This window comes from Ferrimonas sp. YIN67, assembly GCF_057219095.1.
Window position 1 is genome coordinate 333,025 of sequence record NZ_JBXVVJ010000002.1, and the last position, 17,040, is coordinate 350,064.

18 protein-coding genes are annotated in these 17,040 nt (G+C 54.9%); 6 read left to right on the top strand and 12 right to left on the bottom strand.

What is annotated here, in order from left to right:
- Positions 1-1,125 carry a spermidine/putrescine ABC transporter ATP-binding protein PotA gene (gene potA, locus AC2D8U_RS05160; RefSeq protein ID WP_484617984.1) on the bottom strand — a complete coding sequence of 375 codons (1,125 nt, stop codon included), beginning with the start codon at positions 1,123-1,125 and terminating at the stop codon, positions 1-3.
- Between the two features lie 333 nt (positions 1,126-1,458).
- On the opposite strand from potA, the gene AC2D8U_RS05165 reads away from it, so the two are divergent.
- From AC2D8U_RS05165 to AC2D8U_RS05175, 3 genes are read left to right on the top strand one after another with little or no spacing between them, the layout of a single operon-like run.
- Positions 1,459-2,211: a DUF2189 domain-containing protein gene (locus tag AC2D8U_RS05165; RefSeq protein WP_484617985.1), complete on the top strand. Its 753-nt coding sequence runs from the start codon at positions 1,459-1,461 to the stop codon at positions 2,209-2,211.
- A gap of 6 nt (positions 2,212-2,217) precedes the next feature.
- The gene (locus AC2D8U_RS05170; protein ID WP_484617986.1) at positions 2,218-3,006 is read left to right on the top strand and encodes a glucosaminidase domain-containing protein; all 789 of its coding nucleotides are present in this window, start codon (positions 2,218-2,220) and stop codon (positions 3,004-3,006) included.
- Positions 3,007-3,044: 38 nt separating this feature from the next.
- Complete coding sequence (locus tag AC2D8U_RS05175; RefSeq protein WP_484617987.1) at positions 3,045-3,695, top strand: DUF2987 domain-containing protein; 651 nt, start codon at positions 3,045-3,047, stop codon at positions 3,693-3,695.
- A 66-nt stretch (positions 3,696-3,761) separates the two neighbouring features.
- On the opposite strand, the gene ttcA is transcribed toward AC2D8U_RS05175, so the two are convergent.
- From ttcA to ccoN, 11 genes are all read right to left on the bottom strand, one after another.
- A complete protein-coding gene (gene ttcA / locus AC2D8U_RS05180; protein ID WP_484617988.1) occupies positions 3,762-4,712 on the bottom strand; it encodes a tRNA 2-thiocytidine(32) synthetase TtcA in 951 nt (316 codons plus the stop codon).
- Between the two features lie 176 nt (positions 4,713-4,888).
- Positions 4,889-5,818 (bottom strand): universal stress protein UspE, encoded by a 930-nt coding sequence (gene uspE / locus AC2D8U_RS05185; RefSeq protein ID WP_484617989.1) that lies wholly within the window; start codon positions 5,816-5,818, stop codon positions 4,889-4,891.
- Positions 5,819-5,932: 114 nt separating this feature from the next.
- Positions 5,933-6,652 carry an FNR family transcription factor gene (locus AC2D8U_RS05190; protein WP_484617990.1) on the bottom strand — a complete coding sequence of 240 codons (720 nt, stop codon included), beginning with the start codon at positions 6,650-6,652 and terminating at the stop codon, positions 5,933-5,935.
- A gap of 88 nt (positions 6,653-6,740) precedes the next feature.
- Positions 6,741-7,430, bottom strand: a complete 690-nt coding sequence (locus AC2D8U_RS05195; RefSeq protein ID WP_484617991.1) for a sulfite exporter TauE/SafE family protein — start codon at positions 7,428-7,430, stop codon at positions 6,741-6,743.
- Positions 7,427-7,600: a cbb3-type cytochrome oxidase assembly protein CcoS gene (ccoS, locus tag AC2D8U_RS05200; protein ID WP_484617992.1), complete on the bottom strand. Its 174-nt coding sequence runs from the start codon at positions 7,598-7,600 to the stop codon at positions 7,427-7,429. The genes AC2D8U_RS05195 and ccoS overlap by 4 nt, the downstream gene beginning before the upstream one ends.
- A complete protein-coding gene (locus AC2D8U_RS05205) occupies positions 7,597-9,975 on the bottom strand; it encodes a heavy metal translocating P-type ATPase (protein ID WP_484617993.1) in 2,379 nt (792 codons plus the stop codon). Before AC2D8U_RS05205 ends, ccoS begins: the two co-directional genes overlap by 4 nt.
- A 6-nt stretch (positions 9,976-9,981) precedes the next feature.
- Entirely contained in the window at positions 9,982-10,458 is a 477-nt protein-coding gene (locus AC2D8U_RS05210) for a FixH family protein (RefSeq protein ID WP_484617994.1), read from the bottom strand.
- A gap of 184 nt (positions 10,459-10,642) precedes the next feature.
- On the bottom strand, positions 10,643-11,596 hold the full coding sequence (gene ccoP / locus AC2D8U_RS05215; RefSeq protein ID WP_484617995.1) for a cytochrome-c oxidase, cbb3-type subunit III: 954 nt from the start codon (positions 11,594-11,596) through the stop codon (positions 10,643-10,645).
- 6 nt (positions 11,597-11,602) lie between these two features.
- Positions 11,603-11,767 (bottom strand): cbb3-type cytochrome oxidase subunit 3, encoded by a 165-nt coding sequence (locus AC2D8U_RS05220; protein ID WP_484617996.1) that lies wholly within the window; start codon positions 11,765-11,767, stop codon positions 11,603-11,605.
- A gap of 10 nt (positions 11,768-11,777) precedes the next feature.
- On the bottom strand, positions 11,778-12,392 hold the full coding sequence (gene ccoO / locus AC2D8U_RS05225) for a cytochrome-c oxidase, cbb3-type subunit II (protein ID WP_484617997.1): 615 nt from the start codon (positions 12,390-12,392) through the stop codon (positions 11,778-11,780).
- A 13-nt stretch (positions 12,393-12,405) separates the two neighbouring features.
- Positions 12,406-13,836 (bottom strand): cytochrome-c oxidase, cbb3-type subunit I, encoded by a 1,431-nt coding sequence (ccoN, locus tag AC2D8U_RS05230; protein ID WP_484617998.1) that lies wholly within the window; start codon positions 13,834-13,836, stop codon positions 12,406-12,408.
- A 230-nt stretch (positions 13,837-14,066) separates the two neighbouring features.
- Between ccoN and AC2D8U_RS05235 the strand changes: the two genes are divergently transcribed.
- From AC2D8U_RS05235 to purU, 3 genes are all read left to right on the top strand, one after another.
- Positions 14,067-14,495 (top strand): hypothetical protein, encoded by a 429-nt coding sequence (locus tag AC2D8U_RS05235; protein ID WP_484617999.1) that lies wholly within the window; start codon positions 14,067-14,069, stop codon positions 14,493-14,495.
- 161 nt (positions 14,496-14,656) lie between these two features.
- Complete coding sequence (locus AC2D8U_RS05240) at positions 14,657-15,682, top strand: LacI family DNA-binding transcriptional regulator (protein WP_484618000.1); 1,026 nt, start codon at positions 14,657-14,659, stop codon at positions 15,680-15,682.
- Between the two features lie 136 nt (positions 15,683-15,818).
- Entirely contained in the window at positions 15,819-16,682 is an 864-nt protein-coding gene (gene purU / locus AC2D8U_RS05245) for a formyltetrahydrofolate deformylase (RefSeq protein ID WP_484618001.1), read from the top strand.
- The last annotated feature ends 358 nt before the right edge of the window (positions 16,683-17,040 follow it).

Genomic DNA, 17,040 nt, shown 5'->3' on the forward strand with positions numbered 1-17,040 from the left:
TTACTCATGGGACGTGGGTTCGTGGGGAAGAACCACTTCCCAGCTAGGGACCCAGGTGATGGCGACACGCTGGCCCAGGCTGTGGTCAAAATCGGGATCGTCTTCATCGAAAAACTCAGAGATCTGCAGCTGTTTGCCACTATCGAGTTCGATGGTGGAATCCAGGGTCATCCCCTTGTAGTTACGCTCCAGTACGGTGCCAATGAGTCCTTCCGGTTCGCCATTTTTGCCGTTGCCCAGTTCGGTCAGGCGCAGATCTTCCGGACGCATCAGGACATGAACACTATCTCCATCCATCAGGGTTAAATCGCTATGGATGGTGAAACTGGTTCCTTCGATCTGGGCTCGATAGGCACGTTCGGAGATTTTTGCCTCGATGCGGGCCTCGAAAATATTGGACTCGCCGATGAAACGGGCGACAAACAGGTTAGCTGGGGTTTCGTAGATCTCCCGAGGCGTCCCCTGCTGCTGGATCTTGCCTTCGTTCATGACCACGATGCGATCGGACATGGAGAGGGCCTCTTCCTGATCATGGGTCACGAAGATAAAGGTGATCCCCAGCTGACGCTGGAGCCGTTTGAGTTCGTTCTGCATCTGCTTGCGCAGCTTGTAATCCAGGGCACTGAGGCTTTCATCCAGCAGTAGAACCTTGGGCTTGTTCACCACGGCCCGGGCGATGGCCACCCGTTGTTGTTGGCCACCAGAGAGCTCGGCAGGTTTACGCTGCTCATATCCGGCCAGTTGTACCATAGCCAGGATCTCGTTGATCCTTATTCCAATTTCGGACTCTGGCAACTTTTGTGTGCGCAAGCCGAAAGCGATGTTGTCGTACACCGTCATATGAGGGAACAGGGCATAACTTTGGAACACAGTGTTGATGTTGCGCTGCTCTGCCGGGACTCGAGTGATCTCCTGCTGCCCCAGTATGATGCTGCCGTTATCCAGGGACTCCAGGCCAGCAATGATCCTTAATACAGTGGTTTTCCCGCAGCCTGACGGGCCCAGTAGAGTCACAAATTCACCATCATAGATAGTAAGATTGAACTGAGACAGAATGGTCTTATTATCAAATGCCTTGTCCACGGCATCGAGGCGGATCACCGCCGGCTTAGGATCTGTTGTCATTGGCCCTATCATGCGACCTGGCGGCCGCCTCTATATAAAACAACTGAAATTGGAAGCGGATGGTACTGATAATCTGCTGCCGGACAAAGTGTTTTCTTTCTGTCGGCGAGGAGATTTAGGTCCTTCTGAGTTGGCTCAAGGTTAACGTCTTTGGCGCCCCCGGTAATCGGATGGCTTTTCGTGAATCAAGTTTAGCGATAGATGAACCGAAACGGTGGCTTTTTTGACCGGTTTACGACTGCTAACCCTTTGCTGTGACACAGCGTTTTTCCATTGCTTGCGGTCACGCTATAATGCGCCTTTGCACAGTTTTCGATAGGTAGTACAAAGTTCATGCAGAACACCGATCTGGTATCCATTCTTAAAGAGTCCTGGCAACTGACGCGACAGGGACTCCAGCCCGTATTGGGCGCTGCCGTACTGGTGTTTGTCATCATGATGACTCTGGTCTTTGTTGGCCTGGATCTACTGGGTGTGGCAATGCCTGTGGAGATGGATGATGCAGAGGCACTGGCCGACTTGATGAACCAGACCTTGCCACTACAGATGCTCTCTCTCGCCGTGTGGGCTCCGTTTGGAGCGGGGCTGGCTTATCTGGGCTGGCGCCGAGCGACGGGACAGCATGCCACCATGGCCATGGTTTTCAACGCCTGGTCTCTGGCGTTTCCCCTGGTCGTGATCGCCTTGCTCACCGAGGTGCTGACCAGCTTAGGGACTTATATGTTTGTCTTGCCAGGTCTTTACCTGATGGCCGTACTCAGCCAGGCGAATCTCTATTACCTGTTTCATCGGGGATCCCCCATCAAGGCGATGCTAGCCTCCGCCAAGGTGGTGCATAAAAATCTGCTGCTGGTCGTTCCCTTCTATATCGTCATGGGCACTCTGCTGCTGATCTCCACGATGGCGATGTTTGTTGGGCTGGTGCTTACCGTGCCATTTTACTTCTATGGTAAGGGCGTCCTGTTTCGGGTGTTGTTCCCGGAGCTGAGTCCGATAACCGAGTCGACTCGGAGTAAAGATGAGCCGGCCAAGACAGAGCCGGCCAAGACAGAGCCGGGCAACGGTTCCGGCAGTTTTGAGGCCTGAGCTGATATGAAGACAGGACGCGTAGGACGTTTTACTCTGGGTTTAGCGACGGTTGCCACCATGGTGATCCTGATCCAGACCCAAGTGGTGCCGCCCGAGCCCGACGCTCAGCCCTTGCCGCTGCAGAAGAATCCACTCATCCACCAGGCACCGGATTTTGCGGCGATCCTCGATGTGGGGGAGAAGAAACAAGCGTTTTTTGATTTTTTGCGTCCGCTGGTGCAGGAGGAGAACGATAAGATCCGAGAGCAGAGAGAGTGGGTCGAGGCGATGCTGACCTTGTTGTATCTCGAGAAACCCCTGGACCAGACCGAGCTCAATTATCTGTCTAGCCTGGCCCAGGAGTATCGGATGGAGCTTCGCAGTGTATCGAACCAGACCTTGAGCGACCTGCTTGAGCGGATCGATGAGGTCCCAGAAGCCATGGTCCTTGTTCAGGCTGCCAATGAGTCCGGTTGGGGTGTATCCAGATTTGCCATTGAGGGGAACAATTACTTCGGTCAATGGTGTTTCAGCAAAGGCTGCGGCTTGATCCCCAATGCACGAAGCAGTGGCCTAAACCACGAGGTTGCAAAGTTCGAAAACGCCCGCAGCTCTGTGGCATCCTACCTGAAGAATCTCAACACCAATGCGGCCTATGCGGAGTTGCGAACGGTTCGGCGTTGGTTGAGGGAGGCAGAACAGCCTGTGACTGCCGAAGATCTGATCCCAAGCCTGATCCGATACTCAGAGCGCAAAGAGGAATACGTAGCCGAGCTGCTTATGATGCTGGATAACAATCAAGCTTACCTTTGACCAAGTCGTATAGCGAAAATACTCAGATAAGGATCACCATGCGAAAAGGACTTCTTCGGCGACCGGGCCCTCTGGTCGTCGCCTTTCTTACCGGACTGTTTCTGGCCTTGCCGGCGCAAGCCTTGATGTTGGATTACGCGGGTTTCTATGACCGCATGAAAGTGGTCAACAAGAGCGACTTTCCTCTGGTTTCTATCGCCTTCTATCTTAATCACCGAACTCGAGCGGAGCCCTGTGTCATAGAGCAAGCTTCATTGCGTCATAAGGACCAGGTGTTGCCCGTAGGAGTGAATGCCAGGCAGGAACTGCTGTTGCCGTTTGACGCCGCTCTCAAGAGTGATAAGGCCGTGGTAGAGCTGAGGGTGGTTGATGAACGTCAGTGTGACTTTGCCATGCAGTTACGGTTTTCTGATCCCCTGCAGCACCAATTAAGTCCAGAGACACTGAGCGAACTGGTTGAACAGTTCGATGGGGTCATCAAGCGATTTGCCGGCTTCCCCTTCCGTTTTCTTCAGCCCGATGTCACAGGCGTCGTGATCCAGCTGGATGAAGCCACCAAGGTCTCCGGTATTAGCCTCTCACCGGATCAACAATTGCGTCTTACCCTGGATGACGGTGTGCTCAATGAGCTGGAAAGCTTGGAGTTCGATCGGCCCCCACGTTGGATTGGCCCCTACATCGCACGCTAGAGCCCCCGAGTTTGGGGTCAGAGTAAAAACTCTCTAGGAGTTTTTACTCTGACCCCAAATTGGTTTTTAGGGCTCGAAGATGTTGACAACGTCCAGGGCGTTATCGGGTTTTTTATCCAGTTTTTTGTCTAGGTCCAGGTGACCGGAGTTGCCGGCATCGAGGAAGTCGAACGCTGGTAGGTCCGCTTCAGCTACCGAGCCTTCGAATTTGGCATTGGGGTCGCGCTTAAGGCTGACAAAGTCGAATTGCTCCCGGTCAACCATCTGGGATGGCGCCACGTTCTGCATGGCGGTAAAGATGGTTTCGATCCGGCCTGGGTGTTGCTTATCCCAATCGACCAGCATCTGCTTAACCGCTTTACGCTTAAGGTTTTCCTGAGAGCCGCACAGGTTACAGGGAATAATGGGAAAGGCTTTCAACTCGGCGTACTCGGCGATGTCCTTTTCCCGAGAGTAAGCCATTGGGCGGATCACCAGGTTGGCGCCATCATCGGAGAGCAGCTTGGGTGGCATCGCCTTCATCTTGCCACCGTAGAACATGTTCAAAAACATCGTTTCGATGATATCGTCTCTATGGTGGCCCAGAGCGATCTTGGTGGCGCCAATCTTTTGGGCAAAACCATACAGGGTGCCACGGCGCAGGCGAGAGCATAGGGAGCAGGTGGTTTTGCCCTCCGGGATCTTCTCTTTGACCACGGAGTAGGTGTCCTTCTCCAAAATATGGTAGGTCACACCGAGAGACTTGAGGTACTCGGGGAGGATATCCTCGGGGAATCCTGGTTGTTTTTGATCCAGGTTCACCGCGACCAGCTTGAAGTCTACCGGAGCACGATGCTGCAGGTTCATCAGGATATCCAGCATGGTGTAACTGTCTTTACCGCCGGACAGGCACACCATGACTACGTCACCATCTTCGATCATTTTATAGTCTTCGATGGCACTGCCCATTTCGCGGCGCAGGCGTTTTTGCAGTTTGTTCAGGCGTGTTTTTTGCTTTTGGCTCAGCTCTTCCACCAAGGGGTCCTCAACGACAGATTTGGATCAGGGGCGGCATTATTCCAGTAAGCTATCTTAGGGTAAAGGCCAGGGTCCAAAAATGCGGGTTATGTGTCGTCGCAGGTGGTTTGGATTGCTGAGGAGGTGACGACGAAATAGGCCCGCACTTGGCGGGCCTGAGCAGTCGATAGGGACGGCTATACCTTGATGGGGGATTCGAACTCGTCCGGTTTGTCTGCCAGCAGATCGCATTGGAGTTGATCGATGATGTGTTCGGCGGTGTTGCCGATCAAGGCCGCCGACAGACCGGTACGGCCGATAGTGCCAATCACCACCAGTTCAGCATCCAGTTCTTTAGCCAGCTCCGGGATCACATCTTCCGGTAAACCTTCGAGCACATGACATTGCGACGTTGGCAAATTGAACTCAGCAGCCAGTTCCACCAAGCGTTTTTCATGGTGTTCTTTCAGGGAGCGGTTATAGGCGTGGGCATCAAAATCGGGGAGTTCGATGGCGATGTTCACCGGGGTGCCAGGATAGCCATTGACCAGGTGGACTTTGGCGTCTATCAGAGTTGCCAGAGCTTTGGCTTTCTCGATGATCTTCCGGTTGAGTTGAAGGTGGGCTTCATCTTCGGCCGCAACATTCACGGCAACCAGGATGGTGCCATCCTGTGGCCAGTCGTGTTCTTTAACCAGCAATACCGGAATGGGGGACTTACGCAACAGGTGCCAATCCGTCGGGGTGAAGATCACGGACTTGAGCTTATCGTGTAGATGAGTGCTTTTGACGATGAGATCGGCTTCGACCTTCAAGGCTTGTTCGATAATGCTTTCAAACGGGCGGTTATGCCAGCTTACGCTGCAGTCCACCGTCAGGCCTTGTTGGCGGATGGGGGCTGCCAGTTGCTCGAGCCACTCCTGTCTCTGTTTTACCAGGCTGTTGCGTAGGCTTTCCCGGTCTTCGGCGGAGAGCATGGAAGTCATTTCGTAAGAAAAATCGAAGATACTGAGCGTCATGGTCAGGCCGCCGTGGCACTTCTTCGCCAGGTGGGCGGCGCGCTCGATGGCCGGTTGTGCATCGTGGTTGGGATCGATCGCCACGAGGATGCTCTTATAGTCACTCATACTCTTCTCCTAATCGGCATGTCTGCCACTCTAATCGTGGCAGGGTTTCACCAAATTTCCTTGTTTCAGATCAGCAAAGGCAAAAGCGCCCGGGCAAGCCGGGCGTTTTTGGGATCAGCGTCCGATACGGGCGACGCCTGCGAGTTCAACTAAGGAGTCTATATCTTTGATAGTGATATATTTTCCTTTGACATCTATCATCTCTGATTTCTGAAATCTACCCAGCAGGCGGCTAATGGTTTCCACCGTCAAACCCAGGTAGTTACCGATATCACCTCGCGTCATGGTGAGGCGGTACTCTTTCGAGGAGAAGCCACGATTACCAAAGCGGATGGCCAGGTTGCTGAGGAATGCGGCGAGTCGTTGTTCAGCGGTCTTCTTGGACAGAAGCAGGATCATCTCCTGATCGGTCATGATCTCGTTGCTCATCAGCCGGAAGATTTGGTGGCGCAGTGCCGGCATGGAGGCGGACAGCTTATCCAACATATCAAACGGGATCTCACAGACCATGGAGGTTTCCAGGGCTTGAGCAAAACTCTGATGTTTGTGGCCATGGAGGCCATCGAACCCGACGACATCGCCGGCCAGATGAAATGCCGTGATCTGCTCCTCGCCGGATTCGGTGATGGTATAAGATTTGATGGAGCCCGAGCGAATGGCAAATAGCGCCTTGAGCGGTTGACCCGACTGGAACAGGAGATCGCCCTTATGGATTGGCCTCTTACGCTCTATGATGGCATCGAGCTTATCCAACTCATTGTTATTGAGTGAAAAAGGGATGCACAGCTCCGACATACTGCAATTCTGACAGTGGATGGCGCAGCCTTGAGTCATAACAATTTCCCCAGTAATCCTTGGTCAATGTGACTGGTTCGCTCCGGTGGATAAAACCAGTGTATGGCGGACCGTCCCGGTCCCGTCTTTACAAAAATTGATTTAGCGCAATATATGACATTTGAGTGCCATAAGCAATTAACACTAAACCACTCATTAAGCGGAATTTTTTACTATTGAGCAAACGGGCCAGCAGGTCAGCTGCGGCCCCCATCACCAGCAGGGCAGGAAGGGTGCCCAGGCCAAAGCCCACCATGATTAGACCGCCTTGAACGGGATCGGCCGCCGCCAAGGCCCAGGTCAGGGTAGAGTAGACCAGGCCACAGGGGATCCAGCCCCAAAGGATCCCGGCCAGGTAGGCCTTGCCGGGCGTGTGCAGCGGCATTAGGCCCTGGGCCAGCGGCGCGAGTCGCCGCCACAGAGGCCGCCCCAGTTGCTCAACCCGGGCGAGCGCAGGCCAGATCTGGCTGATATATAACCCCATCAGGATCAACATCCCGCCAGCGAGGATCTGCAGGCCCGCCACCAGGGGATCGAGTTGAAAGAGTGTGACCATCGCACCGGTCGTCGCACCGACGGCGATCCCGGCCAGCACATAGCTGCTGATCCGGCCGCCATTATAGGCCAGAACAAACGTCAGGCGCTGTTTCAGGCTGATCTGGCCGTGGCTCGGTAGTGCCCGACTGAAGGCTCCGACAACGCCTCCGCACATTCCCAGGCAGTGGGCCCCGCCAAGCAGGCCCACCAGCGTGGCAGCGTAAAAATCATACTCCGTCATTTTCGCTGCCCATTATCCTTGTGATCCGGAGTCTGGTGGTCGAACAGGATATTATAGCCCTCACGGTCGAGGTCCTCGTATTGCCGGCTTTTAACCGACCAGAAGAAAAGGCCAACGGCAAGGCAGACAAACAGGATGGCAATGGGGATCAGCACGTAGATAATGCTCATGCAGAGGACCTCAATAGTCGTAGGCTGTTGGCGACCACCACCAGAGAGCTCAGCGACATGCCGGCGGCCGCCAAGTAGGTGGGGACGTGCCCGGTCACAGCCAGTGGCAGGATGGCCAGGTTGTAGCATAAGGAGATCGCCAGGTTTTGGCGGATGATACGATTGGTGCGCACCGCAGTATCAATTCCGGCCAGAATTGGCGATAAGGTATCGCCAAGCAAGACCAGATCCGCATGACACTTGGCCAGATCCGTCCCACTGCCCATGGCTACGGAAACATCCGCGCCGGCTAAAACCGGCCCGTCATTGATCCCATCACCGAACATCGCCACCTTTTCCCCACGGGATTGGCACTGGGCCTGGTAGGCCAGTTTCTGCTCCGGGGAGTGATCATGATGGGCCCGGTCCATCTGCAGACTCTCGGCCAGTGCCAGTGCCTGAGGATTGGGATCGCCGGAGAGCATTTCACATCTCAGTCCGGTTAGCCTGAGTTTGGCTATGGTGGAGTGGGCATCCTGGCGGACTCTATCCCGCAGGCGGAATGCGGCGATCACCTGGGTGCCGTTGGCCAGGTAGAGATGGTCGGCGGGTAACTGGGGGACACCGACAAACTCGGGTTTACCGATACGGTAGGTTTCCCCCTCGATCTCACCCGCCATGCCCTGGCCCGTGTGATAGTGCGCCTTGACCACCCGGACTTGACGATCACGAAATGGCCGAAAGGCACGGGCATAGGGATGGGATGAGTGAGACTCCAGGGCCGCTGCTGTCGCCAGGGCCCGGGCCTCGCTCCAATGTGCGGCCATCACCTGGGTGGACTCCAGGCTAAAACGCCCCTCGGTCAGGGTCCCGGTTTTGTCAAACAGCAAAGTGGTGATCTTGGGAAGCGCTTCCAGCACCCGAGCACTTTTCACCAGCAACCCTTGCTGCATCATCCGGTTGGTGCCACAGGTCAGGGCCGCGGGGGTTGCCAGGGCCAGGGCGCAGGGGCAGGTGGCGACAAGCACCGACAGGGTGATCCAAAACGCATCTTCTGGCTGGATCTGCGTCCAGGCCAGGTAGGTCGCGGCTGCGATCAACAGGATGGCTGGTACAAAATAGCTGGCAACACGGTCGGCAAATTGGGCAATGGCGGGTTTGTTTGCCACAGCCTCCTCCTGAAGCCTGATCAGGGTATTGAGCCGTTGCTCGGCGCCGGTACGCAGCACCTCAAGCTCAATTGGTTGATCCAGGTTAATGGTTCCGGCAAACAGCTCGTCTCCGGCGTCCTTGAATACCGGTTCTTGTTCTCCGGTCAACATGGCCTCGTTGAATTGACTGCTGCCCTTGAGCAGCAGGCCATCCACGGGCACACGATCGCCGGGGAGGACCCGACAGTGCTGTCCGGGCTTTAAGCTGCGGGCCGCGACCTGACGTTCCTGCCCCTCTTCCAGTAACAGTGCAGTGGCCGGAACCAGCTTTTGCAGGTTACTGGCGCTTTCGGAGGCCTTACGCCGAGCCCGCTGTTCAAACAGGCGGCCCACCAGAAGGAAGAAGGTGAACATGGAGATGGATTCGAAATAGACGGTGCCTGTGCCCTGTACCGTCGCCACACAACTGGCTATATAAGCCAGCAGTATGGCGATGGAAACCGGCACATCCATATTCACCCTCAGGGCAAACAGGGCACGCAGGGCACTGAAGTAGAAGGGCTGAGCCGAATAGAGCACCACAGGGGTCGCGAAAATCATGCTGATCCAGCGAAAGTAGTCACGGTACTCGGCTTCCAGTTCGTACCAATAGCCTGTGTAGAGGGCGACGGCCAGCATCATCACCTGCATGGTGGCCAGTCCGGCCAGGCCAACCCGCAGCAGAAAGTTCTGACTATCCCGCGCGTTTTTCTCCTCTTGGGCATCCACCTGAAAAGGCGCGGCGTTGTAGCCGATGGCGGCCATGCTGGCGAGGATATCTGAGAGCTTTTGTTGGCGACCATCCCAGATCAATACGGCGCGCTGAGTGGTGGTATTGACGTTGATCCGGGCAATGCCCTTGAGACCGGCCAGGTGTTTCTCAATCAACCAGGCACAGGCGGCACAACTGATCCCTTCGACCGACAGCAGCACCTCTTTCAAGTCACCACTTTGGGCCACGAACTCCTGTTGGACTTCATCCAGATCGTAGGCGACCAGGGAGGCCAACTGGGGAGGCAGATCCTGCTGTTTACCTGTCTGTGTCCGGTACTGGTAGTAGTCGGACAGACCAGCGGCAACAATGGCGTCGGCGACGGCGGCACAGCCTGGACAGCACATGATCTGTTCGACGGAATCGATCACACTGACATAGGCCGCACTGGTCGCAACCGGCTCGGCGCAGTGGTAGCAAAGGCGTTCGCTCATGGCGGCTTACTTCAACCAGCTGGTGGTGTCGGAAGGAAGGGTGAGCCGTGTTTGCAGGCGCCAGCTTTGGTCGAAGGCATCGATCTGCACCAGCCAGGTACCATCTAGGGGTGTCTCTTGGCGCAATCGGTAGACCCCATTGCCATCCCGGGTGAGCATGGTAACGAAGTCACGGTCTGCCAGGGTGGCGTGATGGAACTCCAGCTCGATGGCGCCCTGGATCGGCGCTCCACCATGTTGGGTGATAAGGATCTCCTTGTCGATCACATCGAGGGAGAAGCTGATCCCCAGGTTTTGAGCGGCGCGGATCCGGGAGAGATCCTGATTGATCCCTTTGCCTTTTTTATAATAGTCCTCGGACACCATGGCAAAGGGGGAGGAGGCGGCCACGTAAAAGGTATACACCGAGGCAAGGACGGCGCACAGTGGCAAGACGATCAGGAACCAAGGCCAGAACTGCTTATACCAAGGTTGTTGCAACATTATTCTTATACCTTCCATTGTGAGCAGGATCTCATCCTAACTGGCCATGGGAAGCCGATCGAGGAAAAACGCGTGCCTCGGCGTCTTTTTGCTCAAGGCTTGTACAAGATCCAGTCGAGGCCGTAAGGGTAATGAGATCCATAAAAAAACCCCGCCAAATTCGGCGGGGTTTTGTTTGTCTCGTTTACAGGTTGAGACTGTAAACGTAGGAGCTGATCAGGTGAACCTTATCCTCACCCAATACCTCTTTCCATGCAGGCATCTGGCCGGCACGGCCGTTCTTGATGGAGTCCTTGACGGCACCACGGCTGCCACCGTAAAGCCAATTGTCATCCGTCAGGTTGGGAGCCCCCAGCATGGGGTTACCTTCACCGGCCATGCCATGACAGGCGAAGCATCCCTTCATAAAGCTGGCCTGGCCACGGGTTGCAGCCTCGACGTCGTGCTCACGTCCAGACAGGCTGATCACATACTCTGTCAGATCCGGGATCTCGGCATCGTCGATGGGTAGCCCGCCTTTGGGTGGCATAAAGCCATTTCGACCGTTTAGGATCGACAGCTTGATGGTCGCCGGTTCACCGCCATAGAGCCAGGATCCATCGGCCAGGTTGGGAAAACCTGTGCTACCGCGTGCGTCGGAGCCATGGCACTGGGCACAGTTTTGCAGGAACAGGCGCTGTCCGATCTTGCGGGCATCTTCGTCGCTGGCCAGATCTTCGATGGTACGAGCGGCATAGGCTTCGAAGATGGGTCCAAAGCGAGCATCGGCATGGGCCACTTCCCGATCGTACTGCACCACGGATTTGCCGGCGCGGGCCAGCTCTGCCTGCTCACGGGACTGTTCCAGGTTCAATACCTGCTTGTTGGCTGAGCTCCAGTTGAGGATCCCCTGGAAATTACCCATGCCAGGATAGAGCACCAGATAGCCTACAGCGAAGAGAATGGTGATCACGAACATGTAGCTCCACCACTTCGGCAGAGGGTTATTGATCTCTTCAATCCCATCGAAGGTGTGCCCCATGGACTCACCCTCTTCTTTGCCCATCTTATCCTTCTGGCACCAGATGAGGCAGGCCCAGGAGCCCACCAACACCGCGACCACACAGAAGATGACGACAATACTTAGAAAATTACTCATCCGTGTTTACTCCTTTACGGTGCCTTGGCTCTGCTCTTCGTCGGCGAAGACCAGGTTGGCTGCCTCATCAAAGGATTGGGTTCGTCTCTTTGAGTACGCCCAGGCAATGATCCCGATCATGCAGATCATCAGGACCGAGGTATAAATGCCGTGAAAGGTACCGTAATCCATATCCTTGTCCTTATTTGAGGGCGGTGCCCAGCACCTGAAGATAAGCAATAAGGGCATCCATCTCTGTCTTACCCTTGATGCTCTCGACGTCCTTGATCAACACCTGGTCGTCACTGCTGTACGGCACACCAAACTGGTCACGGAACACCTTTAATTTCTTAAGGGTGTGTTTGCCGGTCAGCTCATTTTTTGCCAGCCAGGGAAAACCGGGCATGTTGGACTCCGGCACCACGGCGCGGGGATCAATCAGGTGTACCCGGTGCCACTCGTCGGAGTAACGCCCACCGACCCGTGCCAGATCTGGCCCGGTCCGCTTAGAGCCCCAGAGGAAGGGGTGCTCCCAGACGTGCTCACCGGCAACGGAGTAGTGACCATATCGCTCGGTCTCGGCGCGGAACGGGCGGATCATCTGACTGTGACAGTTGGCGCACCCTTCTCGGATATAAACGTCACGTCCTTCCATCTGCAGTGCGGTGTAGGGAGTGAGCCCATCCACCGGCTGAGTGGTTTCATCCTGGAAGATCAGCGGAACGATCTCGGCTACACCGCCGAAGCTGATGGCAATAACAATGAGGATCGCCAGCAGGCCAACGTTCTTTTCTACGATTTCGTGTTTGAATTTCATCCTGATCTCCTCCTTAAGCCGCCGCAGCGGGCTGAACCGCCAGGGAGCCTTTCGGCGCAGTCACGGTGCGATAGACGTTGTAAGCCATCAGCAGCATGCCACCGAGGAAGAAACATCCGCCGATAAAGCGTACGAAGTAGAAGGGGTAGGATGCCGACAGGGCTTCAACGAAGCTGTAGGTCAGGGTGCCATCGGCGTTGACGGCACGCCACATCAGGCCCTGCATCACACCTGAGATCCACATGGCGACGATGTAGAGCACGGTGCCTATGGTGGCCAACCAGAAATGCACATTGATCAGCTTGACCGAGAACATGCGGGTCTGACCAAACAGCAGCGGGATCAAGTGATAGAGCGCACCGATGGAGACCATGGCAACCCAACCCAGTGCTCCCGAGTGCACGTGGCCAACGGTCCAGTCTGTGTAGTGGGACAAGGCGTTGACCGTCTTGATCGACATCATAGGCCCTTCGAAGGTGGACATACCGTAGAAGGAGAGGGAGACGATCAGGAAACGCAGAATGGGATCGGTACGCAACTTATGCCAGGCACCGGACAGGGTCATGATCCCGTTGATCATGCCGCCCCAAGACGGTGCAAACAGCACCAGAGACATCACCATCCCTAAAGACTGTGTCCAGTCGGGCAGGGCAGTGTAGTGCAGGTGGTGCGGACCGGCCCAGATATAGAGGGAAACCAATGCCCAGAAATGGACGATGGAGAGGCGATAGGAATAGACAGGGCGACCTGCCTGTTTTGGGACGAAGTAATACATCATGCCAAGGAAGCCTGCGGTAAGCAGGAAGCCTACGGCGTTATGGCCGTACCACCATTGCACCATGGCATCGACGGCCCCGGCATAGATGGAGTACGACTTCCACATGCTCACGGGTACGGACATGGAGTTGACGATATGCAATACCGCCACGGTAATGATGAAGGCTCCGAAGAACCAGTTCGCCACATAGATGTGGCTGACTTTACGCTTGATCAGGGTGCCAAAAAACACCAGGGCATAACACACCCAGACCAGAGTAATGGCGATTTTAATCGGCCACTCCAGTTCGGCGTATTCTTTACTGGTAGAGAGCCCTAGGGGTAGGGTAATGGCGGCGGCAACGATGATGGCTTGCCAGCCCCAGAAGGTGAACGAAGCCAACTTATCCGAGAACAGCCGGGTTTGGCAGGTACGCTGAACCACATAGTAAGAGGTGGCAAACAGGGCGCTGGTACCAAAGGCGAAGATCACGGCGTTGGTGTGAAGGGGACGAAGACGGCTATAGGTCAGCCAAGGAGTGTCAAAATTTAGGGCGGGCCAAATAAGCTGGGCGGCGATCAACACCCCCACAGCCATGCCAACAATGCCCCAAACGACGGTCATAATGGCAAACTGGCGAACAACGGTATAGTTGTAATCGGGATGCCCTTGTGAGGTCTGGTTCATATCATGCTTCCACTGCATTAACTGCTTTTCTATTTTTGGGCGAGGGGAGCTTTGGATCTGCTCGCTTAACGCCTTTGCCAAAGTGTGATTAACATCAAGGCACGGCCATGATACTTGAGTACCATCAAAAAACCCAACAGAAAGGCAATATTGAACCTTGATCCGGATCAAGGTTTGTTAAAAGCCTGTGTGCTGGGTGTAATCGATTCAAAGGAAAAGGAAATTCATTCATGCTGAAAGGCAATTTTGCGGTATTTGCTGCCCTGTCGATGTTGGTAAGCCTTACTGGGTGTGACAGTTGGGCCAGCTCTGCATCGAATGTTAATGAAGTGGCCGAGCTGTGCCGTTTTTCAGAAGGTGTCTGCCGATCGGCCTCCCTTGAGCTGTCGCTATCTCCTGCCCATGCTCCCAGCGAACATCCCATCACCCTGGCCTTGGATCTGCCCTCAAATTGGAGTGTGAAACGTGCTCGAATTGAAGGCCGAGACATGTTTATGGGCGTGATCCCGGTTCAGTTTGACGAGGAGGGCAAGGCCACGACGATCTACGGTAGTTGCAGCTCCGGCTATATGGTTTGGCGATTGTTTGTGACCGTTGAAGATGCTCAAGGGGTTGAACAGGTCCGTACCTTTGACTGGCTCGCGGATAACCGGCCTTAAGCAAGCGGCATATGACCACGCCATCTGTTGCCAATGAAACGGTGGCGTAACTGTGAGGGGTATCGCCAACGTCTTCAATTTATTTGAAATTTTTAGTTGTTTTCGAACCATTTTGGTACATTGTTCGGATTGATTAACGACAGATAGGTGTCTTATTTTCAATGGCAAGACAAACGAAGATTAATGACGTGGCGGCACGTGCCGGTGTTTCGACTATGACCGTGTCCCGAGTGCTCAATGGTGCCAGTGCCGTTGCACCGCGAACACGAGCAAAAGTACTTAAGGCCGTCGATGAACTGAACTATCAGCCGAACATTGCCGCTCGACGACTGGCCAGCTCTCGCTCTTTTATGATTGGTCTTTTATACGATAACCCATCAGAAGGGTACGTCAGTCGTTTTCTGCTGGGGGCACTGAGACAGTGCAAAGAACGAGGCTACCATCTGATCGTAGAGCAGTGTGATGAGGGTAATGAGGACCTTAAAGCACAGTTAGATGAAATGCTTCGAGCGACCCAGGTGGACAGCTTTATCTTGCTGCCGCCCCTGTCGGATAACCCGGTTCTGCTCGCTCAGTTAAAGGAACGAGATCTTCCCTTTGTCCGTATCGCCCCCGAACGTGAACTCGAAGGGATCCCGTCGGTCTGCATCGATGATTACCAAGCGGCCTACAGCATGACGACGCACCTGTTGGATCAGGGCCATCAAGCGATCGCCTTTATCATTGGCCATACCAACCAAGGCTCGTCCACCCGTCGTTATCAGGGCTACCAGGACGCCTTAAAGGCGAAAAACCTTCCGCTCAGGGCTGAATATGTAGAACAGGGCTTCTTCAGTTATCAGTCCGGCATGTTGTGTGCTCAAAAGTTACTGTCGCTCCAACCAAGACCCACGGCGATCTTTGCCAGCAATGATGACATGGCCGCTGCCGTAGTCGCAGAAACCATGAAATTGGGTTTGAAGATCCCCGAAGATCTGTCTGTGGTCGGCTTTGATGACATCGAGATCGCCACGACCATTTGGCCGCAGCTCACAACGGTGCGACAACCAATTCAGGATATGGCCCGTAAGGCGGTCGATATCCTGTGTGATAAACGTGGGTCCTCACCACAGGACAGTGATCAATTGAAGCACACTCTCGACTTTGAGCTGGTTTTTCGCGATTCCAGCGATGCGGTTCACCGGTAGAGCCCGGCTAGGGCGATGGGATCATAGCGGACGCAAATGAAGACACCGTCCTGACGTCAGGACCCTTGTTGTGCTTAAGCGCTTGGGGCATCCTTGCTGTTGTCCTTGTGTAACAGTTGTAGCGATGGTGTAGGCGATGCAGAAAAACAATCCCACTCAATTTGTGCTCACCCTTAAATGTCCCGATCGACTCGGCGTGATGGCCCGCTATTCGGGCTGTCTGTACCAGCACGGCGCCTTTATCACCGAAGTCTCCCACTACAGTGATCCGGATACCGAAGCGTTTTTCTCCCGAACCGAATTTGATGATCGCAATATGGAGTGCACGTTCGAGCAATTTCTCAAAGATTTCGCCGAACTGGCGCAGGAGCTCGAGATGGAATACCAGCTTCGGCCCGTGGCGCAAAAGCCCAAGTTGATGCTGGCGGTCTCCCGTGATGATCACTGCCTCAATGTTCTGCTGACTAAATGGAAATCCGGCGCGCTCCCCGTTGAGATCGTTGGTGTACTCTCCAACCACGACGATCTGCGTCCCTTGGTAGAGTGGTATGGGATCCCATACCACCACCTGCCGATCAGCAAGGAGACCAAGCCTCAGCAGGAGGAGCAGATCCTGGAGCTGATGAGAGAAGAGCAGGCAGATTTCCTCATCCTCGCTCGCTATATGCAGATCCTCTCCGATGGCTTGTGTGAGAAGCTTGAGGGCAGGGCGATCAATATCCATCATAGCTTCCTGCCCAGTTTCAAGGGAGCCAAGCCTTACCATCAGGCCCACAAGCGAGGCGTCAAGGTGATTGGGGCCACGGCGCACTTTGTCACCGCGGATCTCGATGAGGGCCCGATTATTTGCCAGGAAGTGAAGCCGGTGGATCATAGAGCCACCGTCAGTCGTTATGTCCATATTGGCCATGATATCGAGGCGATCACGCTGGCGGATGCAGTGCGTCTGGTAGCCGAGCAGCGAGTGGTGCTTAACGAAGGCCGCACGGTGATCCTGTAACCATCCGGTTTCTCTTTCCCAGTATTCACCCTGAGGATCCGAGCAGATCGCCGCCTGATATGACGTCGAGGGGCGCCAGTCAGGGGCGGGGACCCGTCAAGAGGTGATGGCCAGTCCGATCACGAAGAACGCTCAAAGTGCCGGGGGCCTCTCTCCGGCGATGATTGCTCATACAGGAGTAAGGTTGCTCCTGTATGAGCACCGAGATTCGACCATCAGGTGGGCCAGTTAGGCCAATTGGCTGAGGCTCAAACGCTTGGCGGGATCCTTGACCCGGCCTACCTCCAAAAGGATCTTAAGCGCCACCGTCAGGTTAAGATCGCGTCAAGACTGGTCTTCCCGATATTAATCCGATTCA